The following is a 26,863-nucleotide window of genomic DNA, read 5'->3' as shown; positions in this document are numbered from 1 at the left end:
GAGAGGAGATAAACATGCAAGCATTTACTGCCCATACCGGTTTAGCGGTAGCCATTGATAGCGCTAATGTCGATACCGATCAGATTATTCCTAAGCAATTTTTGTCTAAAGTCACCCGTGACGGTTTTGGTGTGCACTTATTTCATGATTGGCGTTACTTGGATGATGCAGGCGATAAACCCAATCCTGACTTTGTACTTAATCAGCCACGTTTTAAAGGCGCTTCTATTTTATTAGCACAAGAAAACTTTGGTTGTGGATCGTCGCGCGAGCATGCGCCATGGGCACTAGCTGATTTTGGCTTTAGAGTGATCATCGCGCCGACGTTTGCCGATATTTTTTACGGTAATTCGATTAATAACGGTCTGTTACCCGTTAAATTAACATCGGCACAAGTACAACAATTAATGGATGAAGTGGCAGCCAATGAGGGAGCAAAAATTACCGTTGATTTACAAGCTCTCACAGTTACGTCACCTTCAGGAAGCGTGTTTGATTTCGCTATTGTGGAGTCTGCTAGACATAAGTTATTGAATGGTCTTGATGCGATTGGTTTGACGTTGTCATTTGAACAACAAATCAGTGATTATGAAACTCACATACCTGCCTGGTTCGCATAATCGGCTATTTCGGAATGTTTGAGAGTACCGTTTAAATAGCATGAACTATAAATTAACAGCCTCTTGATGATGTCATCAAGAGGTTTTTTTGTTTTTAATTGTAAACGTTTTTATGTCACTATTTTGTAATATAAGTACTAGGTGGACTTATTTTAGATGAATATCGTTAATTATTTAAGCTCACTAGTGTGCCATGTAAAGTTATTTAACCTAATGTTTTTAAATGATAAAAAATAACTTTTCCTTATGTGCTGTTAAATCGGTTTACAGCTATACCGCTTTTAGTTTCTTTTTTATAGCAGAAAATTAAAAGTTTGATCATGATCACAATTTTAAATTCAATCACTCACTTCTTGTTCCGTCTCTTTACGCAGTTGCAAAGCTTTTTTGGATCAGTACACTGGCGGCTTCATTTAAATCGAGTTTTTGCTCTATAAAAGTCGATTTATGCAGTTTGAAACTAAGACACAGAGAATCATAATGAAAAAAACAGTGTTAACACTGGCGATTAGCGCCATTGTATTTGGGGCAACAACTCAAGTGAACGCGGCAGGTTTTCAACTTGCAGAATATTCAGCGACAGGTTTAGGCCGTGCATTTGCTGGTGAAGCGGCTATTGCAGACAATGCGTCAACTCAAGCGCGTAATCCAGCCATGCTAGCTTATCTAGAAGGCCGCCAAGTATCAGCGGGTGGCATTTATGTCATGCCAAATGTTGATGTGGTTGGTGATGTCGGCATTTCTTCACCGTTATTAGGCTCAGAGCCATTAGTGATTGGTGCTGACGCATATGATGTTGCTGATAATGCATTTGTGCCAAACTTTTATTATTCAAACCAGTTGAATGATCAATGGACTTGGGGTCTAGCGGTTAATTCAAATTATGGTTTAGCAACTGATATTCCGGTAGCGGATGCAGCGGCTATTTTTGGCAGTAAAACCTCAATTACCACAGTCGAGTTTAATCCCAATGTTGCTTTCCGCATTGATGACTCATTCACTGTAGGTGCTGGTTTACGTGTTGTGTACGGTGAAGGTGAAGTTAGTGCAACCGCTCCAGGTTGGATTGATGCGATTAAAGCTAATCCTAATTTACCTGCAAGCATCAATGCACGCTTACCTTCAGGTGGTACAAATTTAAAGTCAATGGAAGGTGATGATGTTGGTTATGGATGGAAAGCGGGCGCGAGCTGGCAAATTAACTCAGCTAACCGTATCGGTTTGGCTTATCACAGTAGTGTCGATCTTAAATTAGACGGTCATGTGTCTGGTGTGGCTTATAACGGTGGTCAAAATATTGAAATCGAAGGCTACTTACCTATTGAGTTACCTGCATTTGCAGAACTTGCTTCTTATCACCAGTTAACCGAAAACTGGGCAATGCATGCCAGTGTTAATTGGACCGAATGGAGTGTGTTTGAGCAACTAGTGGCGTATTTCCCTGGTGATGTTAAGCCAGTAGGTGGCTTAGAGTCAGACGTAGTAAAAGAAGAGAACTTTAAAGATAACTGGCGTTATGCGCTTGGTACCACCTATACCCTTAATGACCAGTGGACATTACGTGCAGGTATGGCATTAGATACAACTGCGGTTGATGATCAGCATCGCACCACGACCATTCCAGATTCTGACCGTTTATGGTTCAGTGTGGGTACCGGTTATCAAGTCTCTAAAAATTTGAATGTTGATGTGGGTGTGACTTACATTCGCACTTATGGTGACGCACCCATTACAGAGACTCAGGGCCTACAGGATCTTGCAGCGATTAGCTTCACTGGTGAAGCCACCGGTGATGTATGGTTAACAGGTGTGCAGTTAAGCTATAAGATGTAATAAGCTCTGCTAGTGTTGATATTTAAGGCCTCGCAGTTGCGAGGCCTTTTTATTTCTGATCTACAGTAAAATGATGAGGTTTTCTGTGAACGGGTGACAATTACTTGCATTAATTTTATATGTCGATGTACGATGTCACATTGGCTTATTAAGCAGATAAATCATATAAAAATAATAATGACAAAATGATATAGGAAATCAGATGGTTGCAAAAAAATACATTGTCGCGTTAGATCAAGGCACTACAAGTTCTCGTGCCATTGTGTTTGATCATCAAGCGAATATTGTCGCCGTGGCACATCGTGAATTTACTCAACATTATCCGCAAGCGGGGTGGGTAGAGCATGATCCGATGGAGATATGGTCTTCACAAAGTTCAGTTTTGGTTGAAGTGCTAACTCGCGCGGGCATTAGCCGTCATGATGTTGCCGCGATAGGGATTACTAATCAACGCGAAACCACGATTGTCTGGAACAAGCACACAGGTAAGCCGGTATGTAATGCAATTGTATGGCAATGTCGCCGCAGCCAGGCAATATGCCAACATCATAAAGCACAAGGTGCTGAAGATATGGTGCGCCAGAAAACTGGGCTGGTACTAGATCCATATTTTTCGGCGTCAAAAGTTGAGTGGATTTTAAACAATGTTGAAGGCGCTCGTGAACAAGCCGAAGCCGGTGATTTATTGTTTGGCACCGTTGACACCTGGTTGGTGTGGAAACTCACACAAGGTGAAGTCCATGTGACCGAACCGACTAATGCATCTCGGACCATGTTATTTAACATTCATGACCAGCAGTGGGACCAAGAGTTGCTTGATCTGTTTAACATCCCTCGGGCAATGTTACCTGACGTGAAACCGTCTTGCGCAATATACGGCTATACCGAATTGGCTGGCAATCATGTTCCTGTGGCGGGCATGGCTGGCGATCAACAATCGGCGTTATTTGGCCAATTGTGCATTGAGCCTGGGATGGCTAAAAATACTTATGGCACAGGGTGTTTTTTGTTAATGAACACGGGTGACAAAGCGGTAGAGTCTACCCATGGGTTATTAACGACCATTGCTATTGGCGCTGATACAAAGGTGAATTATGCCCTAGAAGGCTCGGTATTTATGGGCGGCGCGGTCATTCAGTGGTTGCGTGATGAGTTAGGTCTTATTGCCGATGCTTGTGACACCCAATATTTTGCCGACAAAGTAGACGACACTAATGGCGTTTACTTGGTGCCTGCATTTGTGGGTTTAGGTGCGCCTTATTGGGATGCCGATGCCCGAGGTGCCATTATTGGTTTAACCCGGGGAGCCAATCGGAATCATATTATTCGCGCAGCATTAGAAGCAATTGCATACCAGTCTCGTGATGTGCTTGATGCTATGAGCAAAGACTCTAATGTACCGCTAACACAAATTCGAGTGGATGGTGGTGCGGTAGCGAATGACTTTTTAATGCAATTTCAAGCCGACATTACTGGGGTAACGGTTATTCGTCCGCAAGTAACAGAAACCACTGCGATGGGAGCTGCATTCCTCGCTGGCTTGGCTGTTGGTGTATGGAAGTCGACCGATGAATTAAAAACCATGCTGTCTACCGAGCGGGAGTTTACCTCAACAATGGATATAGAGACTCGTGCAACCTTATATAAGGGCTGGCAGAAAGCTGTATCTCAAGTGAGCCCTAATGGTGACGTTGGGTAAACGAAGTAAATATTACACTTCAATATCAATAAGCTGACTAGCGGTTTCTCCCCGAGTGGAGAATCGCTTATCCGTTTTCATTCGCCTCATTCGACTACCTAGATTTTTTTTCTCATTAACCGTTCTAGGTTTGGCGCGTCTTTCTTGACGTGGCGCTTCCTGCCGTTGAATCGGCATTTTATGAGTAATGCTGGGGGGTAATTGTGACTGAGGTGCCTCGTGGCTGTCTGCACTTATCGCACTGGTATGTTTGACTTGTTCAACAATCCTCTTACGCTCACTCACTGCCTGTACAGGTCTAGCTAGCATGGCATAAATGCTGTCGATACTCATGTTGCTCTCCTGTGACGGTGAAATGAAGTTGGATGTTTATCATCATAACTGTTTATCGGCTTAATTTGATTAAAATTTAATCTTATTTAGATTTTGGATCGTTTAATTACCTCTTTCATACTCTTGGTTGACTGGCTCCCTGTTGGTATGGGTGTTATCAATTATGCTCATTTCATTATTTTTATCAGTTATTCAATGATGTACCAAGGGCAATAGAATAACGTTAACGTCGCGATATTTTCCCATTTACGACCTCTAAAGGCGTATTTCCGCGTCAATAGCTTATCTATTGCCTATTAATGCAACGAAGTTAACAGGACACAGCGTTGAGCAGATCGATATCGCTGTAGCGTAATTTCTTAAGTGATAACACTGCTTTTAACTGTTTATTGTTGAGTCATCATCACCGTACATCCCATTAAGGCATTAAGAAAAATTAACTGTGATTGCGAGATGAATTGATAAAATGCTTGCCCTCAACATGCAGGGTTAATGTTATACATCGTGATGTTCTGCAATCGATTTTTGGTCGTTAATACTTAGCCATTGATGCTTAGTAATCGATGTTTAGCAGTTGAGGTTTAGCAGTTGAGGTTTAGCAGTAATCTAATGATCAAAAGTTGTTTTAGCAGTGTTATTTAGCAGTGTTATTTACCTAAGCAATTTACCTGTGCAATACGATACAGCAAGGTGAATAGAGAGGTGTTTTCGCCTCAATAATACTGATATTGAAGATGCTCGACAGGCATAAGCATAAAATAAAGAGCTTTTTTAAACGTAGAAAATCGACTCAGTCGACTATTTGTTGATTTTTAATGTGCTTAAAATTGAGCTGTTGAGCAATATTACGAGGTAAAGATGGAGCATTCGAACGATTAAATAACATTAATTAAAAAGATCGCGAGTCTATTTTAGCCGATAAAGTGACCGTTATGTCTCTGGTTTAACTCATTTACCCTGATTTTTAGCTGTTTTCCTATGACAGCTCTGTCATTCATCCCGCTTGATATTAATTTGCTGCTAACCCGCTTGGGGTCTGGATTTAATATATCTGTCCATTGCTTGACAACACTTGCATAGAGTCCCTAAACTTAGCATTTGTGGGAAGAAGTGGATCATTGTGGATCAAATGACAACATTAAGGGCTAAATAACGTGTTTCGTGGTGCCAGTGCAATCAACATGGATGCTAAAGGGCGGATCGCTATTCCAGCGAGATACCGTGATGCGTTACGTGTGGAGCATGCCGGTACTGTGATTATGACCGTTGATATTGACGCTGCTTGTTTGTTGATTTATCCGTTACATGAATGGGAGCAGATTGAAGCAAAGCTAAGATTGCTTTCTGATACCGATCCACTTGAGCGTTCCTTTAAACGAAAATTACTAGGTCACGCACAAGATTGTGAACTAGACAGCCACGGACGTATTGTGATTCCGCCGGCATTGCGAAGTTTCGCCAGTTTAGAAAAGAAAACCATGCTGGTGGGCTTACTGAATAAATTTGAATTATGGGAAGAGAGTGCTTGGCAGCAACAAATGGATGATGGCAATGCGCTCATTCAAAGCCAAGATTTAGCCAGCAATGAACGCTTGGCACACTTTTCACTGTAATGACCAAAAAGGTTAGAAGAACCCAATGAGCCAAGAGTTTGCCCATTTATCAGTATTATTGAATGAGACCGTTGATGGTCTCAATATCCAAAGTGATGGCATCTACATTGATGGCACGTTTGGCCGAGGTGGGCATTCGCGTCATGTATTAAGCCATTTAGGCGAAAATGGTCGTTTAATTGCAATTGATCGTGATCCACAAGCCATTGAAGCTGCAAAACAGTTTGCTGATGATCCACGTTTTCAAATCGTACACGGTGGCTTTGGTCAATTAGCTGAGTATGTCGAGGAACTTGGGTTAACCGGTAAAATTAATGGTGTATTGCTTGATCTTGGCGTGTCGTCACCACAATTAGACGATGCTGAACGTGGCTTTAGTTTTTTACGTGATGGCCCGCTCGATATGCGCATGGACAATAGCCAAGGGCAAACAGCGGCGCAGTGGATAGCGCGTGCAGAAATTGAAGATATGGCATGGGTATTTAAAACCTACGGCGAAGAAAAAAATTCGCGCCACATTGCACGTTGTATCGCTGCCGATCGCGAAAAAACACCTTTTTTGCGTACCAAAGATTTAGCCGATTTAATCGCGCGCATCACTAAAAATAAAGAGCGTAATAAGCATCCTGCAACACGGGTGTTCCAGGCTATTCGTATTTATATTAACAGTGAATTAGAACAAATCGATCAAGCACTTGAAGGCGCATTAGCAGTATTAGCACCCCAAGGACGTCTATCGGTGATCAGTTTTCATTCGTTAGAAGATCGTATGGTTAAGCGTTTCATTCGCCGCCATAGCCAAGCTGAAAGCGTGCCATATGGATTGCCTATCATGGAAGCAGAGCTTAATAAATCGCGCAAATTAAAGGCGGTTAGTAAGGCACTAAAGCCTTCTGATGCAGAATTAGAGCAAAATCCACGTGCGCGTAGCTCAGTATTACGAGTTGCCGAACGTCTGGATTATTAACCACTGAGGGTAATGTGAGCCAATCACCATTAAATTTGCCTCGGATTGTGTTACATGACATTTGGCACCACAAGTGGGTATTGCTGTTGAGTATTTTGGTTGTGATGAATGGCGTAGCCGTCGTTTATACCAGCCATGTAACACGTAAGTTGATTACTCAATGGGATCAACTTCTACAAGAGCAAGATCGCTTAGATATTGAATGGCGAAACCTATTATTAGAAGAACAATCGCAATCAGAGCACAGTCGTGTGACTCGGATGGCAACCAAAGAATTAAATATGTCTCGGCCGCTTCCTAAGGAGGAAGTTATCATTCGAGTCCAGTGAGCATAGGGAATATGGCTAGACAAGCAAAGCAAAAATTAGGTCACGAACTTATTCCATGGCGTTTATACGTTGTGGTGGGGTTCGTTTTGTTATTATTTTGCAGTCTAGTTGCGCGTGCGGCCTATATTCAAATTATTGAGCCAGATAAACTGCGTCACGAAAGTGATATGCGCACATTACGCACAACCAGCAATCAAGTTCAGCGAGGCTTAATCACCGATCGCAATGGCGATATGCTCGCGGTTAGTGTTCCTGTGCGGGCTGTGTGGGCTGATCCTAAACATGCTCATGATCAAGATGCATTTAAAGACATGCGACGTTGGCAAGCCCTTGCTGATGTTCTGCAGGAACCTGTCGATGTATTGGTCAGAAAAGTCAAAAACAATCCTAAAAAGCGCTTTGTATATCTTAAACGTCAAGTGACCTCTGCTGTTGCTGACTATATTGAGCAGCTTAAAATTGGTGGTATTTACCTTAAATCAGAATCCCGTCGTTACTATCCTGCTGGTGAAACGGCTGCACAGTTAATTGGTATCACTAATATCGATGATGTGGGCATTGAAGGCATCGAAAATACTTATAATACTTGGTTAACAGGAACACCCTCTAAGCAAAAAGTACGTAAAGCCCGCGATGGCAGTGTGGTTGAACGTTTAGATATCGTGCAAGAAGGCGAAAGCTCTAACGATTTAGTGCTCAGTATCGATCAACGTATTCAGCAGTTGGCATATCGTGAATTGAAACGTGCGACAGAAGTATACCAAGCGACTTCAGGGTCTGTGGTGGTCATCGATGTGACCACTGGCGAAGTGCTAGCGATGGTAAATACGCCTTCATATAATCCCAATGCCCGAGATAATTTACAGCCTCATCGTATGCGTAATCGTGCCTTAACTGACACATTCGAACCAGGGTCTACTATCAAACCTTTTGTTGTTGCCGCGGCTCTAGATTCTGGCACAGTGAAAGTAAATGAATTGATCTCGACATCACCAGGGTGGATGCGGATTGGTGGACGTCAAGTTCGCGATTCGAATAACTATGGTGACATGACGTTAGCCAAAATTTTGGTTAAATCGAGTAACGTGGGTATTAGTAAGCTGTCCTTGTCTATGCCTGTTGAACAATTACTCGGTACATACCAATCCATGGGATTAGGTAATTATTCGGGGATTAATTTAACCGGTGAAAGTGCCGGATTAATTCATAATCGCCATCGTTGGTCTGACTTTGAACGTGCCACCCTGTCTTTTGGTTATGGCTTTACCGCGACACCATTACAAATTGCACGTATGTACGCCACGCTAGGCAGTGGTGGAATACTTTATCCAGTATCGATTTTAAAACTGAGACAGCCACCTAAAGGCGAGCAAGTTATTTCAAATAAAGTCGCCTATGACGTAATGGAAATGCTCGTTGGGGTGACTGAAACGGGAGGCACAGGAACCAAAGCACATATTGATGGTTACCCCGTTGCAGGTAAATCAGGTACAAGCCGTAAAGCCGTTGCTGGGGGGTATGGCGATGATTATGTTGCTTTATTTGCTGGTGTAGCTCCGGTTCATAAACCACGCTTGGCTATTTCAGTTGTGATTAATGAACCCAAAGGCGACAAATATTACGGTGGCGATGTTGCCGGCCCTGCTTTTGCTAAAATTATGTCAGGTGCCTTGCAAATGCTTAATGTAGAACCAATTTCAGAGCAGGAGGCTGTTCATTTGGCCACTGCGCGAGGAGCGCAGAATAATGTTATTAAATGATTTATTAGCGCCGTGGTTCCATTACTCTGGCCGCGAATCCATTAATGGGTTAACACTAGACAGCCGTGACGTAGAACGTGGCGGTTTATTTGTGGCGTTACCTGGTCATAAAGTCGATGGTCGAGTATTCATTCCTCAAGCGATTAACGCTGGAGCAACGGCGATACTGATCCATACCGATAATCCAGATGAACATGGCATCGTCGATCGTCTTCAATATACTGTGCCATTAGTGTTTTTTTGCCAACTAGGCCGCCAATTGTCGGCCGTTGCTGCTCAGTTTTACTTATCCAATAACCAATCGTTATCTTTGATTGGAATAACCGGTACCAATGGCAAAACTTCTGTAAGCCAAATTATTGCTCAAATTGTCCATTTATTTGGCCATCAAGCCGCTGTGATGGGCACATTAGGTAATGGTTTGTGGGGCCAACTTGTGGATAGTGGCAATACGACTGCTGATGCCATAACGGTTATGCGCCAGCTTAGTGAGTTTGCTGCTAAAGGCGCTGAACTGTGTGCTATGGAAGTGTCTAGCCATGGTTTAGTACAAGGACGAGTAGAAGCGGCACCATTTGATATAGCAGTGTTTACTAATTTAAGCCGCGATCATCTAGATTATCACGGTGATATGGATTCTTACGCTGCGGCTAAAAAACGCTTATTTCAATTTCCTAGTGTAAAACATGGTGTGATTAATATTGATGATGCCGTGGGCGAGAAATGGTTGACCCAACTTGCGAATGAAAAGAATAAATCATTCAGCATTCAAGGTAATTCTGCTGCCGACTTTTACTGTGATGCCATTGAATATCATGATGCAGGTGTCACCGCGACATTGCATTTTGTCGAAATTAATAGTGAAAAGTCAGCAAGTGTGCTGCTTAACTCGCCACTATTAGGTGCATTTAACTTGTCTAACCTCGTGGCAGCAATAGCTGTGCTGTATTTACAGGGCAAGCCAATGGCATCTATTTTGGCGGTGCTGCCGTTGTTGGTTCCTGTTGCGGGTCGTATGGAGCGTTTTTCATCTACTAACAGCGCGACTTTGGTTGTTGACTATGCCCATACTCCAGATGCAATTGAGCAAGCGTTAAAAGCATTAAGATTGCACTGCAAAGGAACTCTGTGGTGTGTATTCGGCTGCGGTGGCGATCGTGACAAAGGCAAACGTCCTTTGATGGCACAAGCCGCTGAGCAATATGCAGATAAAGTGATGATCACAAGTGACAATGCCCGTAGTGAAGATCCACAAACCATTATTGACGATATTTTACAGGGTATTAGTCAGCCTCAAAACGTGCTTACTCAAGTAGACCGTATTGAAGCCATTACCCATGTTGTTGCATTGGCAAACGTTGACGATATTGTACTACTTGCTGGCAAGGGGCATGAAACCTATCAAGAAGTGGCAGGACAACGTATTGATTATGATGAACGCGCCTTAGCATTCAAGTTGTCTCAGGAGGCATCATGATTAGTGTCACTATGTCGGTATTAGCCCAGCATCTTAATGGCACCCTACACGGCCAAGACGGAGTGATTACGAGTGTCAGTACTGACACTCGCAACATTCCAGCTCAATGTTTATTTATCGCGTTAAAAGGCGAGCGTTTTGATGGGCATGACTTTGTTGATACTGCGATTAAAAATGGTGCAGTAGCACTGTTGGTCGATCATCTATTAGTCGACCATCCTTTTGCCGCCGATATTGTGCAAATTGTAGTGGCCGATACCCAAAAGGCTATGGGCAAGATGGGAGCGTTTGTGCGCCAAACCGTGGCGCCTATTTGCGTCGCGTTAACGGGGTCAAACGGCAAAACCAGCGTTAAAGAAATGCTGGCCACTATTTTATCTCAACATCACCAAGTGTTATTTACTGCCGGCAATTTTAACAACGAAATTGGTGTGCCGTTAACTTTGCTACGGTTAAGTAAAGGTGATGAATATGGGGTATTTGAACTTGGCGCAAATCATCGTGGTGAGATCGATTACACCTCGTCGTTAGTGCTGCCTCAAGTCGCGTTAGTGAATAATGTCGGCAATGCTCATCTTGAAGGATTTGGTTCGCTGGAAGGTGTTGCTCAGGCTAAATCTGAAATTTTTAATCATCTTGCTCCAGATGGCACGGCGATTATTAATGCTGACGACAAGTTTGCAGACTTTATGCTGCAACAGTCGCAAGGGCACAAACACCTGCGTTTTAGCCGTGAAATGAATGTCGATGCCGATGTTACCGCAACAGACATAGTGGCAGATGCCAATGGTTGTTATCGGTTTACATTAACCTTTGATGGACAGCAAGAAGTGGTGCAATTGCCATTGGCGGGTCTGCATCAAGTGAGTAATGCTCTGGCTGCAGCATCTATGTGTATTGCTTTAGATATATCGCTTTACGACATCGCACAAGGCTTTGCTTTGCTTAAACCGGTAAAGGGTCGTATGCAGCCCCATGAGCTTGGTCGAGTGTTATTAATTGATGATAGCTATAACGCTAATCCAACGTCAGTAAGTGCGGCGATTAATTGGTTGCAGCAACGTGATGGATATCGTTTTTTAGTGCTGGGAGATTTAGGCGAATTAGGCGACAATGCTGCCCCTTTGCACGCCAGCATTGGATTACAGGTTAAAAATGCAGCCATAGAGTCGCTATTTTGTTGCGGCCAGTTGTCGGCAAATACCAGTGAAGCATTTGGCAGTGAACACTTTTGTGCTCAAGAGCCATTAATCGTGGCATTGCAAAAACAGTTAATAAGTACCAAAGGTAATATCACCGTTTTAGTTAAAGGTTCCCGCAGCGCCGCTATGGAGCGAGTTGTGGACAGTTTATTAGATGCCTTTGGGCGTGGGGAGTTAGTGTAGATGCTGGTTTATCTAGCCGAGTATTTAACCCAATTTTATAGCGGGTTTAACGTTTTTTCATATGTAACGTTCCGGGCTATTTTAGGCTTGTTAACTGCATTGGTGTTTAGTTTGTGGTGGGGGCCGATTTTAATTAAGCACCTGCAAACGCTGCAAATTGGTCAAGTCGTTCGTGATGACGGTCCAGAATCGCATTTCAGTAAGCGTGGAACACCGACAATGGGCGGAATTCTTATCCTTGCGGGCATTTTTATCAGTGTGCTGCTGTGGGGCGACTTATCTAATCGTTATGTATTAGTCACTTTATTTGTACTAGCCAGTTTTGGTGTCATTGGTTTTATTGATGATTACCGTAAAGTGGTTAAGAAAGATTCTAAAGGCCTAATTGCACGTTGGAAATACGCGCTGCAGTCAATTGCCGCTTTAGTGGTTGCAGTGTATTTGTATAGCTCATCAACCATGGTTGGCGAAACACAATTAGTTGTGCCGTTTTTTAAAGATATTATGCCGCAACTGGGCTTTATGTTTATTTTATTAGCTTACTTCACCATCGTGGGTGCCAGTAACGCAGTGAACTTAACCGACGGCTTAGATGGTTTGGCGATTATGCCAACCGTAATGGTTGCGGCTGCGTTTGCATTAATCGCTTACTTATCTGGTCATGCACAATTTGCCAGTTATTTGCACCTACCTCATTTACCGTTAGCCGGTGAATTGGTGATTGTGTGTACGGCTATGGTCGGTGCAGGTTTAGGTTTTTTATGGTTCAACACCTACCCAGCACAAGTGTTTATGGGCGATGTAGGCTCATTAGCGTTGGGTGCTGCATTAGGTGTGATTGCTATTTTGGTTCGCCAAGAGATTTTATTAGTGATCATGGGTGGCGTGTTTGTGATGGAAACGGTATCGGTGATATTGCAGGTGGGTTCGTATAAGTTACGTGGTCAACGAATTTTCCGTATGGCACCTATTCATCATCACTATGAGTTAAAAGGGTGGCCAGAGCCGCGTGTAATCGTGCGTTTTTGGATTATCTCGTTGTTTTTAGTGTTACTGGGTCTCGCGACTCTAAAATTACGCTAAGTAATTAATCAAGGTCAGTATTATGCAAACTCAATATACGCACATTGTTTTAGGCTTAGGGGCAACAGGGCTCTCGGTCGTGCGTTTTTTAGTGTCTAAAGGCATTAAACCTTTAGTGATGGACAGTCGTCGTCATCCGCCGGGTGCAGATACGTTGGCACAAGAGTTTGCCGATATTGAATTATTGGCTGGCGGGTTTGATTGTCGTTATTTAGTTCAGTCTAGCCAAATTATCATCAGCCCTGGTGTGCCAATCGATACGCCTGAAGTGCGTGCAGCATTGGACATGGGAATTGAAGTGATTGGTGATGTCGAGTTATTTGCTCGAGAAATAGCAGACAAAAAACCTTGCGTTGTCGGTATCACTGGATCAAATGGTAAATCTACGGTGACGACATTAGTGTACGAAATGCTGTTAGCTGCCGGAAAATCGGTGGCGATTGGCGGTAATATTGGTACACCAGCGCTGGATTTATTACCTCAGAATGCAGACTTTTACGTACTTGAACTATCGAGTTTTCAACTTGAAACAACTCATTCATTAAATTGTATTGCGGCAACGTGTCTCAATGTTAGCGAAGATCATATGGATCGCTATAGTGACTTAAATACTTACCGCGAAGCAAAATTACGCTTATACCCACAAAGTCGCTTTGTGATGTACAACCGTGATGACGAGTTAACTTATCCGTTAGAGCCAATGAATCAAAATAATTTTGGTTTGGATGTGCCAGAAGGCGATGCATGGGGATTAAGTGATGGCAAGATTTTCCATGGTGACAGTGAAATTATTAATTTAATTGATGTGACCTTAATTGGTAGCCATAACCATGCAAACTTATTAGCTGCAATGGCATTAGCCGATGCTTGTGGTGTCGGTAAAGAGGCCATGATAGAAGTGGCTAAAACCTTTGTTGGTTTAAGCCATCGTTGCGAACTGATTGCCGTTAAGCAAGGTGTGTCGTATATCAATGACTCTAAAGCGACCAATGTTGGCGCGACAGTTGCCGCGCTAGAGGGACTTAATTCACACTTAGGTGATTTGTATTTGATCGCCGGTGGAGATGGTAAAGGCAGTGATTTTAGTCCGCTTATAGAACCGTTGAGCAATATTACCCAGCTTATTACCTTGGGGCGAGATGGACGCAAAATTGCCAAATTAAAACCAGGCACTATTGAAGTGACAACGATGGCAGAGGCCGTCGCCAAAGCCGCTGAATTAACATCGTCTGGTGACATAGTATTATTGTCGCCAGCATGTGCCAGTTTAGATATGTATAAGAACTTTATGGCTCGCGGTGATGATTTTAGACAGTGTGTGGAGTCGTTAGCCGATGGCGAATAACGAGCAGCAACTTAGCTTGTTTAAACGGGGCCTTAATTGGACTTTGCCCTCGTTATTATCAGATGACCATACACCGGGTATGCCGTTATACGACCGTAGCTTTCTAGTCGCGATTGTCGGCTTAATGTGTTTTGGTTTTGTTATGGTGATGTCTGCTTCAATGCCTGAAGCGACCAAACTGACTGGCGACCCGTTTTATTTTATGTATCGCCATGTGCTTTACCTTGTTGGCTGCGTAGTGATTGCTTTCGTGGTACTGAAGTTTGAAGTCAGCTATTGGGAAAAAAACAGCGGCATGCTGATGCTAGCGGTGTTGGTATTATTGATAGCAGTACTGTTTATCGGTACTTCGGTTAACGGTGCTCGTCGTTGGTTGTCTATCGGTCCTATTAGGATCCAAGTCGCCGAAATGGCCAAGTTTGTATTTATTGTATACATGGCAGGTTACCTAGTACGTCGTCATGGTGAATTACGCGAAAACCGTAAAGGCTTCTATAAACCGATTGGGGTTTACGGTTTGTTCGCAGTATTGATTTTGTTACAGCCTGACCTAGGCACCGTGGTGGTGTTGTTTGTGTGTACGGTAAGCTTGTTGTTTCTGGCTGGCGCGCGCATTACAGACTTTATGGTGTTGATATTACTTGGCGTAGCGACCTTCGTATTACTGGTGCTATTCGAACCCTACCGTATGCGACGTGTGACCTCGTTTATGGATCCGTGGGAAGACCCATTTGGCAGTGGTTATCAGTTGACGCAGTCCTTAATGGCTTATGGCCGAGGCGATTGGTTTGGTCAGGGTTTAGGTAACAGTATTCAGAAGCTGGCTTATTTACCTGAGGCACACACTGATTTTATCTTTGCTGTTATCGGTGAGGAGCTGGGGTTTACCGGTATTATGGTGGTGTTATGCACATTATTTTTTATTGCTATACGTGCGATTAGATTGGGTAATTTATGTTTAAAAATGCAGCGCCCTTTTGAAAGTTATGTCGCCTATGGTGTCGGTATTTGGATTTGTTTTCAGACCGTAGTTAACGTAGGGGCCAGTATTGGTATGTTACCAACCAAAGGGTTAACCCTACCGTTTATTAGCTATGGTGGCAGTAGTTTGTGGATTATGACCGCTGCGGTGATGTTGCTTGTTAGGATAGATCATGAACGTCGAGTTAGTTTGGTGCAAGCCGTACAAGGGAGAACCAGTTAATGAACAGTAATATTAGTCGTTCTCCTAAGATATTAATTATGGCTGGCGGTACGGGTGGCCATGTTTTTCCTGCACTTGCGGTGGCGAAGTATTTAGCGGAGAAAGGTTGGCAAATACGTTGGTTAGGTACTGCCGACCGAATGGAAGCGCGTTTAGTGCCTCAACACGGATTTGATATTGAATTTATCGATATTAAAGGTGTGCGTGGTAATGGGCTTATGCGTAAGTTAGCGGCACCATTTAAAATTATCCGTTCAATTATTCAAGCCAAAGCGGTAATTGATGATTTTCAACCCGATGTGATTCTAGGCATGGGCGGTTTTGCCAGCGGCCCGGGCGGAGTGGCCGGAAAATTGTCAGGTATTCCTGTCGTGTTGCATGAGCAAAATGCGATTCCAGGATTAACCAATAAGTTGTTATCTAAGATTGCCAAAAAAGTGTTGTGTGCATTCCCCAATACCTTTACCAGTAGCGTCGCTAATGTTGAGGTTGTGGGTAATCCCATCCGCCAAGAGCTGATTGAGTTAGGCGCACAAATTAAAACACCGCAAGCCGATGCGTTAAGAGTATTGGTGGTAGGTGGCAGTTTAGGTGCCAAAGTATTGAATGATGTCATGCCTGCTGTGGTGGCTCATCTGAGTAAATATCATTCTCTGACAGTTTGGCACCAAGTGGGCAAAAATAACCAAACAACAGTAAAGTCGAGTTATCAACAACTTGGCCAATCAGACAGTGTCAATGTTGCAGAATTTATTGATGATATGGAAGCCGCTTATCGTTGGGCCGATGTAGTGGTTTGCCGCTCCGGTGCCCTTACAGTGTCCGAACTGGCAGCCGTGGGTTTACCGAGTATTTTAGTGCCGTATCCTCATGCAGTGGATGATCATCAAACTGTAAATGCATCAGTACTTGTTGATGCTGGCGCAGGATTTTTATTACCACAAACCATTTTAAATGCAGATAACCTTGCTGAAAAATTGCAGTTATTTGCTGAAAATAGACAAGAACTAGCCCAAATGGGTCATAAGGCAAGAGGCGTAGCGGTATTAGATGCGACTCAACGAGTAGCAGATATTTGTGCCTCATTTGCGAGTAAGGGTTGAAATGACTAAGACAGAAAGATACGCACAGCTTCGTAGCATGATCCCTGAAATGAGACGGATTAAGCGCATTCATTTTGTTGGCATCGGTGGTGCCGGCATGGGTGGTATTGCGGAAGTGCTTGTGAACGAAGGTTATCAAATAAGCGGCTCAGATATCGCTATCAATAGCGTAACTGAGCGTTTGGCGAGTCTTGGCGCAAAAATCATTATTGGCCATCAGGCCCAAAGCGTTGAACAGGTTGATGTTGTTGTTGTTTCGACTGCCATTAACCCGCAAAATCCTGAGATTATTGCCGCTAAAGAATTACGTATTCCGATTGTACGCCGTGCAGAAATGCTGGCTGAGTTAATGCGCTATCGTCATGGTGTTGCGATTGCCGGCACTCATGGTAAAACCACCACGACGAGCTTAATTGCCAGTGTCTATGGTCAAGCTGGCCGTGATCCAACATTTGTGATTGGTGGTTTACTTAATAGCGCAGGTACCAATGCACGCCTAGGCACCAGTCGTTACCTTATTGCTGAAGCAGATGAAAGCGATGCAAGCTTTTTGCATTTGCAACCAATGGTCAGTGTGATCACCAATATCGAAGCCGATCACATGGATACATATGGTGGCGACTTTGAGAAACTGAAAACCACTTTTATCGATTTTTTACATAATCTGCCGTTTTATGGCGTCGCAGTAATGTGTATTGATGATGAAGTGATCCGCGAAATTATGCCACGTATTGGCCGCCAAGTTGTGACCTATGGTTTCAGTGAAGAGGCTGATGTCCAGGCGATTAATTTTGCACAAAATGGTCACCAGTCAAGCTTTACGGTTAAGCGTCATGGCAAAGATAATGTTGATATTGTACTTAATTTGCCAGGTGAACATAACGTTCTTAACGCTTTAGCCGCGATTGCTGTCGCCAGTGAAGATGACATCGATGATAGTGCGATTGTACAAGCACTTGCAGAGTTTGAAGGTATAGGTCGTCGTTTTCAGCATTTAGGTGAATTTGAAACACCTAATGGCAGTGTCATGCTCGTGGACGACTACGGCCATCATCCAAGTGAAGTATTAGCAACGATTAAAGCAGCGCGAGCAGGTTGGCCAGACAAACGTTTAGTGATGGCATATCAACCGCATCGTTACAGCCGTACGCGCGACTTATATGAAGACTTTGTCGATGTATTGTCGCAGGTAGATTGTTTATTATTATTAGATGTTTATGCAGCGGGTGAAGCTCCTATCCCGGGTGCCGATGGGCGGGCTTTATGCCGTTCAATTAGATTACGAGGTCAAATAGACCCTATTTTTGTCGCCAGTCCAGATCAACTAGCGGCAGTTTTACCTGATGTGTTGCAACATGGGGATTTATTTATGACCCAGGGTGCGGGTAATATTGGTGCTTTATCGAAAGAATTAGCTCAGAATAATTTGGGTTGTAAAGTGCTTGTAGAAGAGCAATAAAGTGATTGATTTTTCACCAATTATTGTGTGTGAAAATCGAGCTTTAAACCTTATGAATTGGTCTATATAATGACCGATCTTTTGGAGTTAACTCCGGAACAACGTCAGAGGCGGATTTAAGGTGTCGTGGAGCGATAAAGGGCGGCAACTAAAACATAAATTAGCTCGTGTTAATTGGTATTTTTGCACTGGTGTAGTGTTTTTATGCAGTGTGCTTGGCACCGTTGTTTGGGGTTGTGTGCAACTACACGAGTTGTTAAACGATGCTGATGCATTGCCTATTGAAGCGGTTGCTATTAAAGGTGAGCGAATTTATACCACCGATGACGAAATTAAAAATGCATTACAGTCATTAATGCAAAGTAGTTTTTTTAGCGCAGATGTGGTGGATGTACAAAAAGCATTAGAAGCATTGCCGTGGGTTTATCATGCATCAGTAAGACGAGAATGGCCGGCAAAGTTTAAGGTTACCTTACAAGAACAACAAGCTGTAGCGCATTGGAACGAAGTGTCTTGGCTTAATATTAACGGTGAGGTTTTTGATGCGTTTGCGCATTCAGAACATGATGCCTTACCCAAGTTATCTGGCCCTGAAGGGACTGAAATAGAAGTATTGACCAGCTACCAGCAGTTAGATGATTTATTGACAATAAACGAGTTTAAGTTGGTCAGTTTACGCTTAAGTCCTCGCCATGCGTGGCATGCTGTACTGGCTAACGGAATTGAAATAGAGCTTGGGCGAGAAGATAAAATGTCACGGATACAACGCTTTATTAATGTGTATCCAACTTTGAAGCAAAGTGAAAAACCAATTGCGACCGTTGATTTACGTTACGATACCGGGTTCGCCGTAGGTTGGGATGATTCAAAAAAGAGAGTCGACAATAAATGACCAAAAATCAGGAAAGAAACCTCATCGTGGGGTTAGATATAGGGACATCCAAGGTCGCAGTGATCATTGGTGAAGTATTACCTGATGGTGAGATTAGTGTCATTGGTTTAGGTAATCATCCTTCTCGCGGCATGGATAAAGGCGGCGTGAATGATCTCGACTCTATAGTGCGCAGTGTGCAACGGGCGTTAGATCAAGCCGAGTTGATGGCTGATTGCCAGGTTTCATCGGTGTACTTAAGTATTTCGGGTAAACATATTGCCTGCCAAAATGAAAATGGCATGGTGTCGATTAACGACGAAGAAGTCACCCAAGAAGACGTCGATAATGTAATCCATACCGCACGCTCGGTTAAGATCCCGACAGAACGTCGTATTTTGCATGTATTGCCGCAAGAGTATTCAATTGACGTTCAAGACGGCATTAAGAGCCCAATTGGTATGTCGGGCATGCGTATGGAAGCCAAAGCTCATATTGTTACTTGTGCTAATGATATGGCCAAAAACATTACTAAGAGTGTCGAGCGTTGCGGTTTAAAAGTAGATGATTTGGTATTTTCGGGCATCGCTTCTGCAGACTCTGTGCTCACAAATGATGAGAAAGATTTAGGCGTGTGTATTGTTGATATTGGTGGTGGCACAACCGATATTGCTGTATATACCAACGGCGCATTACGTCATTGTGCAGTTATTCCGGTAGCGGGTAACCAAGTCACAAGTGACATCGCCAAGATATTCAGAACACCGTTAACGCATGCTGAACAAATAAAAGTGCAGTTTGCCAGTGCCAGAAGTTCTACGGTAAGCCGTGAAGACAGTATTGAAGTACCGTCAGTGGGTGGTCGTCCTTCACGTAGCATGTCACGCCATACTCTGGCAGAAGTGGTAGAGCCAAGATATCAAGAATTGTTTGAGCTTGTTCTCAAGCAGTTACAAGATAGCGGTCTAGAAGATCAAATTGCAGCAGGGATTGTGCTTACTGGAGGAACGTCCTCGATATCGGGTGCCGTTGATATTGCTGAAGCAACCTTTGGTATGCCAGTTCGTGTCGCATCACCGCTACCAGTAAAAGGGTTATACGAATATGTTGATCAACCTATTTATTCAACAGGAATAGGGTTGCTTCATTATGGCGCAAGACGAGTCATCGAACGACAGTTCGAACGACCTGAGCGCCAAGGGGTTACCAGCTTTTTGAATCGGGTCAAAAGTTGGTTTAAGGGTGAATTTTAATAACGCAGACAAATGGAGATCAGACAATGTTTGAGATCATGGATACACATTCAGACGAAGCGGTGATTAAAGTCATCGGCGTCGGTGGCGGCGGCGGAAACGCGGTCGAACATATGGTAAAACACAGCATCGAAGGTGTTGAATTTATCGTTACCAATACAGATGCACAAGCACTACGTAAATCAAGTGCTGGTTCAACTATTCAGCTTGGCCGCGACGTGACTAAAGGTCTCGGTGCGGGCGCAAACCCAGATGTGGGTCGTCAAGCCGCTGAAGAAGACCGCGAGAATATTCGAGCTGCAATTAAAGGGTCTGACATGATCTTTATCGCTGCCGGCATGGGTGGTGGTACCGGTACTGGTGCTGCTCCTGTTGTGGCAGAAATTGCCCGTGAAGAAGGTATTCTAACCGTTGCAGTTGTGACCAAGCCTTTTCCTTTTGAAGGTAAAAAGCGCATGGCCTATGCAGAACTTGGTATTGCCGAGTTAGCTAAACATGTGGATTCGTTAATTACCATTCCCAATGAAAAGCTATTAAAAGTATTGGGTCGTGGTACTTCATTGCTTGATGCTTTTGCTGCAGCTAACAATGTATTACTTGGTGCTGTTCAAGGTATTGCTGAGCTAATTACTCGTCCTGGTCTAATCAACGTCGATTTCGCCGATGTGAAAACTGTTATGTCCGAAATGGGTAATGCCATGATGGGTACCGGTGTTGCTCGTGGTGATGATCGCGCTGAAGAAGCTGCAGAAGCTGCGGTTGCGAGCCCATTACTTGAAGATATCGACTTAGCCGGTGCTCGCGGTGTGTTAGTCAACATTACTGCAGGTATGGATATTACTATCGAAGAGCTTGAAACCGTGGGTAACCACGTTAAAGCTTATGCATCAGACAATGCCACTGTTGTAGTTGGTGCTGTCATTGATCCTGAAATGAGCGATGAGTTACGTGTAACTGTTGTTGCTACAGGTATCGGCGCAGAGAAAAAGCCAGACATTCAATTAGTGTCTAAGCCTGTTGCTCGTCCAGAACCTGTTGTAATAGAGCCGCGTCCAGAACCTGTTGATGAAGTGATGACACAACAAAGTTACGCTGCGCCAAAAGGTAATGCTGTTCCGCAGCCTCAACCTGTACAGCGTACTGATGCTGACTATCTTGATATTCCGGCATTTTTGCGTAAGCAAGCTGATTAATACACGGATAAAACGTTATGTTTTTGCGTGATTAATGAGCGAAGTGTGCGAAAAAGGTTATTTTGCAAGCAGGTTTATACATTTACTCTGTGTTTGGCGTTTTTTTTGTGAAAAGCTAAATTTATGGTAGCATGTTGTAACAGTTATGCATGATAGCCTAAGGCTATTTTTGCAACTATTTGTTTAATATTGATATTTATGGGCGACTGAATGATTTTTCAAAGAACTGTTCAAAAAATGGTGAAGAGCACTGGGGTCGGATTACATTCCGGCAACAAAGTGACTCTATGCATTATGCCCGCACCAGTGAATACAGGGATTGTACTAAAACGTACCGATCTTAGCCCTGCTGTGTCTATCCCAGCCAAAGCTGATATGGTTCGTGAAACCACAATGTGTACCGCCCTTGTAAACGATGCTGGGATTAGAATATCAACCATTGAGCATTTGTTTGCGGCACTTGCCGGCTTAGGCATCGATAATGCAATTATCGAAGTCGATGCACCAGAAATCCCGATTATGGATGGCAGTGCAAGCCCATTTGTGTTCTTACTGCAAAGTGCAGGAATTAAAGAACAAGCTGCAGCTAAAAAATACCTAAAAATCATCAAACCTGTGCGTGTTGAAGATGGCGATAAATGGGCTGAGTTAAAACCTTTTAAAGGCTTTAGAGTTGATTTTAGAATTGACTTTGATCATCCAGAAATTGCTCGTAGTCAACAACACATGGTGATGGACTTTTCGACATCAGCGTTTGTGAAAGACATTAGTCGTGCCAGAACATTTGGTTTTATGCGAGATATTGAATACCTACGTGCGAATAATCTTGCACTAGGTGGCAGCATGGAAAATGCCGTTGTACTTGACGAATATCGTGTATTAAACCCTGATGGTCTGCGTTATGAAGACGAATTCGTTAAGCATAAAATCCTCGATGCATTTGGTGACTTATATGTTGCTGGTCATGCCATCGTCGGCGAATTTTCAGCTTATAAAACTGGTCATGCGTTAAACAACCAACTTGTGCGTGCATTACTTGCTCAGCAAGATGCGTGGGAGTTGGTAAGCTTTGATAAAGAGGCTGATGTGCCTGTCAGCTTCATGGTTCCAGGTGCGTTAGCGCACGTTTAATCAGTTAAGATTGCCTATTACGGCTGGCTAATGCAGCCAGCCGTTTTAGTTTTTCACCTAAAGAACCATCAACATGTGCAGCTAATGCTTCAATATGTTGTGCTGCAGTGGTGCTGATCACATTTTGATTAGGTTGAGATTGTGGTTTTGCTAAGGCAAGCCCAGGATTGACTTTCACCTCTATAGCGGTAAGCATCGGAAGTGTGTCAGTTTGAAGTTGTTTTAATAGCTTCTGCTTTTGAAAGTTTATTCTTGCAGCCCATGCTGCAGATGTCGTTTCAATAACAAGAACACCCTGGCGGATATTAGCAACTTTTAGCTGCTCTGCCACAGGACCATTTAACGTCTGTTTGACATATCGATTCAGATTATTAAGTAGTTCTGCTTTCTCGGCCAGTTCAGGCAGTCTCCCAGACAAATGAACTAAATTGCTGAGATCTTGAGGGGGCTTTTTCATATGATAATAAGATGGCTGAATTAGGCTATGAGTGTAACAGTTTTTATCCAAGGTCGAAATGGTGTAACGCGCTGGCAACCTAGTAAGCGTTGGTTACTCCTACCTATTATTCTGATGGCCACTGGCACAGGAATATATCAATATAGCACTGAGCGTTTTGCTAACCAACAAGCGAAAGTTGATGAAAATAAACAGCTTCGCCAACAGCAAAAGCAACAAGTGGTAGAACTCAAAACTGCAACAGAAACCCAGCTGGCAACCTTGGTTGCTCACGTGGCAAAAATGCAGGCCAAAATCACCCGACTTGAAGCCCTAGGGCAGCAAGTAGCGCAAAATAACCTCCTTGATGACCAATTTGATTTCTCTACAGAAGTTGGTATCGGCGGGTTAAGCGAAATCGGCAATGGTGTCGAATTAAGCCAGCTTATCGATGAAATGAATAAGTTGGCGTCTAGAATTGATAATAATAACGTTCAGCTATCACTACTTGAAACAGTAGCATCTAATCTCCATATAGATGAAGAGCGTTATATATCAGGGCGGCCAATCGATAAAGGTTGGTTATCTTCGCCCTATGGTTTACGAAATGACCCTTTTAGTGGCCGACGAACAATGCATAAAGGTATTGATTTTGCCGGCAAAGAAGGGGCAGATGTTACAACTACTGCTGCAGGCGTTGTAACATGGTCAGGAAGCATGCTTGGATATGGTGAGTTAGTCGAAATAGATCATGGTAATGGTCTTCGCACTCGCTATGGACATAATAAATCTCTGTCAGTAAACGTAGGTGACGTCGTTGCCAAAGGCGATAAAATTGCCAGTATGGGAAGCACAGGCCGTTCAACCGGCCCCCATGTGCATTACGAAGTGCTGCGTGGTAAACAACAAATAGATCCACAGAAATACGTTTACCGCAAAGCAAGTTAATAATATTAACGGTTAATGCGCTCAAATGAGCCAAACCTACAACAGATAAGTGATTAAGATGTTAGGCAAACTACTGACAAAAGTATTCGGAAGTCGCAACGACCGCACCCTGAAAAATCTTGGAAAAATTGTTATTCAAATTAATGCATTAGAAGCTGATTACGAAAAGCTTTCTGATGAAGAACTCAAAGCAAAAACGACAGAGTTCCGCACACGTTTAGAAAATGGCGAAACCTTAGATAATATCATGGCAGAAGCATTTGCTGTTGTACGTGAAGCATCAAAGCGTGTGTTCGACATGCGTCCGTTTGATGTTCAATTACTCGGCGGCATGGTTTTAGACAGCAATCGTATTGCTGAAATGCGAACCGGTGAAGGTAAAACTCTAACGGCAACTTTGCCAGCTTACCTTAACGGCATAACGGGCAAAGGTGTTCACATCATTACTGTGAACGATTACTTAGCTACACGTGATGCTGAGAATAACCGTCCATTATTTGAGTTTTTAGGTTTAAGTGTCGGAATTAACATTGCTGGCTTAGGTTCATTCGAAAAGAAAGAAGCCTACAATGCAGATATTACCTACGGTACTAATAATGAATTTGGTTTTGACTACCTTCGCGACAACATGGCGTTTTCTCCACAAGAGCGCGTTCAGCGACCATTGCACTATGCCCTTATTGATGAAGTCGATTCAATTCTAATTGATGAAGCCCGTACACCATTGATTATTTCTGGTGCGGCAGAAGACAGCTCTGAATTATACGCCAAAATTAATTTATTGATCCCAAGTCTCATCGCTCAAGACAAAGAAGACACCGAAGACTATGTTGGTGAAGGTGACTATAGTATTGACGAAAAGGGTAAACAGGTTCATTTAACTGAACGTGGTCAAGAAAAAGTTGAACAGCTATTAATTGAAAAAGGCATGTTAGCCGAAGGTGACTCGCTCTATTCTGCGACGAACATTTCGTTATTGCATCATGTTCATGCGGCACTTCGCGCCCATACCTTGTTTGAAAAAGATATCGACTATATTGTACAAGACGATGAAGTTATTATTGTCGACGAACATACAGGCCGTACTATGCCTGGTCGTAGATGGTCAGAAGGCTTGCATCAAGCTGTCGAAGCCAAAGAAGGCGCTAAAATCCAGAATGAAAACCAAACTCTGGCTTCTATCACTTTCCAAAATTATTTCAGACAGTATGAAAAGCTTGCCGGTATGACAGGTACAGCAGATACCGAAGCATTCGAATTTCAACATATCTATGGTTTAGATACCGTTGTTGTTCCTACAAATCGCCCAATGGTTCGTAAAGATATGGCCGACTTGGTCTATCTTACCGCGCCAGAAAAATATGCAGCGATTATTAAAGATATCGAAGGTTGTCGTGAACGTGGCCAACCAGTATTAGTGGGTACTGTCTCTATTGAACAATCAGAACTACTTAACTCATTATTGAAAAAAGCTAACATTCCGCATAGCGTGCTCAATGCTAAGTTTCATGAAAAAGAAGCAGAGATTGTTGCTCAAGCCGGTAGTTTAGGTGCTGTGACTATTGCAACTAACATGGCTGGCCGTGGTACAGATATCGTATTAGGCGGTAACTGGAACATGGAAATTGAAGCGCTAGATAATCCAACGGCAGAACAGAAAGCTAAGATTAAAGCTGACTGGAAAATACGTCATGATGAAGTGCTTGCTGCAGGTGGTTTGCATATCCTAGGTACAGAACGTCACGAATCTCGTCGTATCGATAATCAGTTACGCGGTCGTGCTGGTCGTCAAGGTGATGCGGGTTCTTCACGTTTTTACTTGTCGATGGAAGATAGCTTAATGCGTATCTTCGCTTCAGATCGAGTATCTGGCATGATGAAAAAGCTCGGTATGGAAGAGGGTGAGGCTATTGAGCATCCTTGGGTATCACGTGCTATTGAAAACGCTCAACGTAAAGTTGAAGCTCGTAACTTTGATATCCGTAAGCAATTGCTCGAATATGATGATGTCGCTAACGATCAACGTCAAGTTGTCTATGCACAGCGTAACGAGCTAATGGATGCTGAAAGTATTCAAGACACTATCCAGAATATCGAACAAGATGTGATAAGTGGAATTGTCGATCAATATATTCCACCGCAATCACTTGAAGAACTTTGGGATGTACCGGGGCTTGAACAACGCCTTGGTAATGAATTTGGCCTAAAGCTAACAATTCAAGAATGGTTAGATCAAGATGATAATCTGCATGAAGAAACGTTACGCGAACGGATTCTAACGTCATGGAGTGAATTATATAAAGCTAAAGAAGAGATGGTCGGTGCACAAGTATTACGTCAATTTGAAAAAGCGGTAATGCTGCAAACACTAGATGGACTCTGGAAAGAGCACTTAGCTGCCATGGATCACTTACGCCAAGGTATTCATTTACGCGGTTATGCACAGAAAAATCCAAAGCAAGAATATAAGCGTGAATCGTTTGAATTATTCCAACAATTGCTTGAAACACTGAAAAATGACGTGATAAGCGTACTGTCTAAAGTACAAGTTCAAGCGCAGTCAGATGTTGATGAAATGGAGCAGCGTCGCCGGGATGAAGATGCAAAGATTAAACTGGCTTATCAACACGCAGCAGCAGAAGCATTAAGTGATACAGCAGAGCAACAAATAGAAGCGCCTAAAACAGTCATCCGTGAAGGTGAGAAAATAGGCCGTAACGATCCGTGCCCATGTGGTTCAGGACAAAAGTACAAACAATGTCACGGTAAACTCAGTTAACTCTCTGTTCACTATTGATGTTAGATAAAAAAGGTAGCGATT

The 26,863-nt window shown here is 43.2% G+C and carries 22 protein-coding genes; 20 read left to right on the top strand and 2 right to left on the bottom strand.

Going from position 1 to position 26,863, the window contains the following annotated elements; all coding sequences use genetic code 11:
• Positions 1-14 precede the first annotated feature (14 nt).
• The 3 genes from leuD (at position 15) to glpK (ending at position 4,152) form a co-directional block, all read left to right on the top strand.
• A complete protein-coding gene (gene leuD, locus GUY17_RS19775) occupies positions 15-620 on the top strand; it encodes a 3-isopropylmalate dehydratase small subunit (RefSeq protein WP_162024092.1) in 606 nt (201 codons plus the stop codon).
• A gap of 480 nt (positions 621-1,100) precedes the next feature.
• Positions 1,101-2,453 (top strand): outer membrane protein transport protein, encoded by a 1,353-nt coding sequence (locus GUY17_RS19770; RefSeq protein ID WP_162024091.1) that lies wholly within the window; start codon positions 1,101-1,103, stop codon positions 2,451-2,453.
• Between the two features lie 202 nt (positions 2,454-2,655).
• A complete protein-coding gene (gene glpK, locus GUY17_RS19765) occupies positions 2,656-4,152 on the top strand; it encodes a glycerol kinase GlpK (protein ID WP_101088511.1) in 1,497 nt (498 codons plus the stop codon).
• Positions 4,153-4,164: 12 nt separating this feature from the next.
• On the opposite strand, the gene GUY17_RS19760 is transcribed toward glpK, so the two are convergent.
• Positions 4,165-4,485 (bottom strand): hypothetical protein, encoded by a 321-nt coding sequence (locus tag GUY17_RS19760; RefSeq protein WP_101088510.1) that lies wholly within the window; start codon positions 4,483-4,485, stop codon positions 4,165-4,167.
• A 1,154-nt stretch (positions 4,486-5,639) separates the two neighbouring features.
• On the opposite strand from GUY17_RS19760, the gene mraZ reads away from it, so the two are divergent.
• The 15 genes from mraZ to lpxC all read left to right on the top strand — a co-directional run bounded on the left by mraZ (position 5,640) and on the right by lpxC (position 22,658).
• Positions 5,640-6,098, top strand: coding sequence for a division/cell wall cluster transcriptional repressor MraZ (gene mraZ / locus GUY17_RS19755; RefSeq protein WP_059746825.1), 459 nt, complete (start codon positions 5,640-5,642; stop codon positions 6,096-6,098).
• A 25-nt stretch (positions 6,099-6,123) separates the two neighbouring features.
• The gene (rsmH, locus tag GUY17_RS19750) at positions 6,124-7,065 is read left to right on the top strand and encodes a 16S rRNA (cytosine(1402)-N(4))-methyltransferase RsmH (protein WP_101088509.1); all 942 of its coding nucleotides are present in this window, start codon (positions 6,124-6,126) and stop codon (positions 7,063-7,065) included.
• Positions 7,066-7,079: 14 nt separating this feature from the next.
• On the top strand, positions 7,080-7,394 hold the full coding sequence (ftsL, locus tag GUY17_RS19745) for a cell division protein FtsL (protein WP_101088508.1): 315 nt from the start codon (positions 7,080-7,082) through the stop codon (positions 7,392-7,394).
• An 11-nt stretch (positions 7,395-7,405) separates the two neighbouring features.
• Positions 7,406-9,154: a penicillin-binding transpeptidase domain-containing protein gene (locus tag GUY17_RS19740; protein WP_101088507.1), complete on the top strand. Its 1,749-nt coding sequence runs from the start codon at positions 7,406-7,408 to the stop codon at positions 9,152-9,154.
• Positions 9,138-10,631 carry a UDP-N-acetylmuramoyl-L-alanyl-D-glutamate--2,6-diaminopimelate ligase gene (gene murE, locus GUY17_RS19735; RefSeq protein WP_162024425.1) on the top strand — a complete coding sequence of 498 codons (1,494 nt, stop codon included), beginning with the start codon at positions 9,138-9,140 and terminating at the stop codon, positions 10,629-10,631. Before GUY17_RS19740 ends, murE begins: the two co-directional genes overlap by 17 nt.
• Entirely contained in the window at positions 10,628-12,016 is a 1,389-nt protein-coding gene (gene murF / locus GUY17_RS19730; protein WP_162024090.1) for a UDP-N-acetylmuramoyl-tripeptide--D-alanyl-D-alanine ligase, read from the top strand. The genes murE and murF overlap by 4 nt, the downstream gene beginning before the upstream one ends.
• Complete coding sequence (mraY, locus tag GUY17_RS19725) at positions 12,017-13,099, top strand: phospho-N-acetylmuramoyl-pentapeptide-transferase (protein WP_011639217.1); 1,083 nt, start codon at positions 12,017-12,019, stop codon at positions 13,097-13,099.
• A gap of 22 nt (positions 13,100-13,121) precedes the next feature.
• Complete coding sequence (murD, locus tag GUY17_RS19720; protein ID WP_101088504.1) at positions 13,122-14,444, top strand: UDP-N-acetylmuramoyl-L-alanine--D-glutamate ligase; 1,323 nt, start codon at positions 13,122-13,124, stop codon at positions 14,442-14,444.
• Positions 14,434-15,648 carry a cell division protein FtsW gene (ftsW, locus tag GUY17_RS19715; protein ID WP_162024089.1) on the top strand — a complete coding sequence of 405 codons (1,215 nt, stop codon included), beginning with the start codon at positions 14,434-14,436 and terminating at the stop codon, positions 15,646-15,648. Before murD ends, ftsW begins: the two co-directional genes overlap by 11 nt.
• Positions 15,648-16,751, top strand: coding sequence for an undecaprenyldiphospho-muramoylpentapeptide beta-N-acetylglucosaminyltransferase (gene murG / locus GUY17_RS19710; RefSeq protein ID WP_162024088.1), 1,104 nt, complete (start codon positions 15,648-15,650; stop codon positions 16,749-16,751). Before ftsW ends, murG begins: the two co-directional genes overlap by 1 nt.
• A 1-nt stretch (position 16,752) precedes the next feature.
• Positions 16,753-18,210 (top strand): UDP-N-acetylmuramate--L-alanine ligase, encoded by a 1,458-nt coding sequence (gene murC, locus GUY17_RS19705; protein ID WP_101088501.1) that lies wholly within the window; start codon positions 16,753-16,755, stop codon positions 18,208-18,210.
• Between the two features lie 121 nt (positions 18,211-18,331).
• Positions 18,332-19,102: a cell division protein FtsQ/DivIB gene (locus GUY17_RS19700; protein ID WP_101088500.1), complete on the top strand. Its 771-nt coding sequence runs from the start codon at positions 18,332-18,334 to the stop codon at positions 19,100-19,102.
• Complete coding sequence (gene ftsA, locus GUY17_RS19695; RefSeq protein ID WP_101088499.1) at positions 19,099-20,334, top strand: cell division protein FtsA; 1,236 nt, start codon at positions 19,099-19,101, stop codon at positions 20,332-20,334. The genes GUY17_RS19700 and ftsA overlap by 4 nt, the downstream gene beginning before the upstream one ends.
• A 26-nt stretch (positions 20,335-20,360) precedes the next feature.
• Positions 20,361-21,527 carry a cell division protein FtsZ gene (ftsZ, locus tag GUY17_RS19690; protein ID WP_101088498.1) on the top strand — a complete coding sequence of 389 codons (1,167 nt, stop codon included), beginning with the start codon at positions 20,361-20,363 and terminating at the stop codon, positions 21,525-21,527.
• A gap of 210 nt (positions 21,528-21,737) precedes the next feature.
• Positions 21,738-22,658: a UDP-3-O-acyl-N-acetylglucosamine deacetylase gene (gene lpxC, locus GUY17_RS19685; RefSeq protein ID WP_011639209.1), complete on the top strand. Its 921-nt coding sequence runs from the start codon at positions 21,738-21,740 to the stop codon at positions 22,656-22,658.
• Positions 22,659-22,662: 4 nt separating this feature from the next.
• Here the strand turns inward: lpxC and GUY17_RS19680 are convergent, their stop codons facing one another.
• Positions 22,663-23,115, bottom strand: a complete 453-nt coding sequence (locus GUY17_RS19680; protein ID WP_101088497.1) for a DUF721 domain-containing protein — start codon at positions 23,113-23,115, stop codon at positions 22,663-22,665.
• A gap of 27 nt (positions 23,116-23,142) precedes the next feature.
• Here GUY17_RS19680 and GUY17_RS19675 point away from each other — a divergent pair, with 27 nt between their 5' ends.
• Together GUY17_RS19675 and secA are read left to right on the top strand one after the other, a co-directional pair.
• Positions 23,143-24,042 carry a M23 family metallopeptidase gene (locus GUY17_RS19675; RefSeq protein WP_101088496.1) on the top strand — a complete coding sequence of 300 codons (900 nt, stop codon included), beginning with the start codon at positions 23,143-23,145 and terminating at the stop codon, positions 24,040-24,042.
• A 58-nt stretch (positions 24,043-24,100) separates the two neighbouring features.
• Positions 24,101-26,821, top strand: a complete 2,721-nt coding sequence (gene secA, locus GUY17_RS19670; RefSeq protein WP_162024087.1) for a preprotein translocase subunit SecA — start codon at positions 24,101-24,103, stop codon at positions 26,819-26,821.
• Positions 26,822-26,863: the final 42 nt, after the last annotated feature.

It is taken from the genome of Shewanella sp. Arc9-LZ (assembly GCF_010092445.1).
Taxonomy (GTDB): Bacteria; Pseudomonadota; Gammaproteobacteria; order Enterobacterales; family Shewanellaceae; genus Shewanella.
This window is presented reverse-complemented; position numbering and strand designations above follow the sequence as displayed.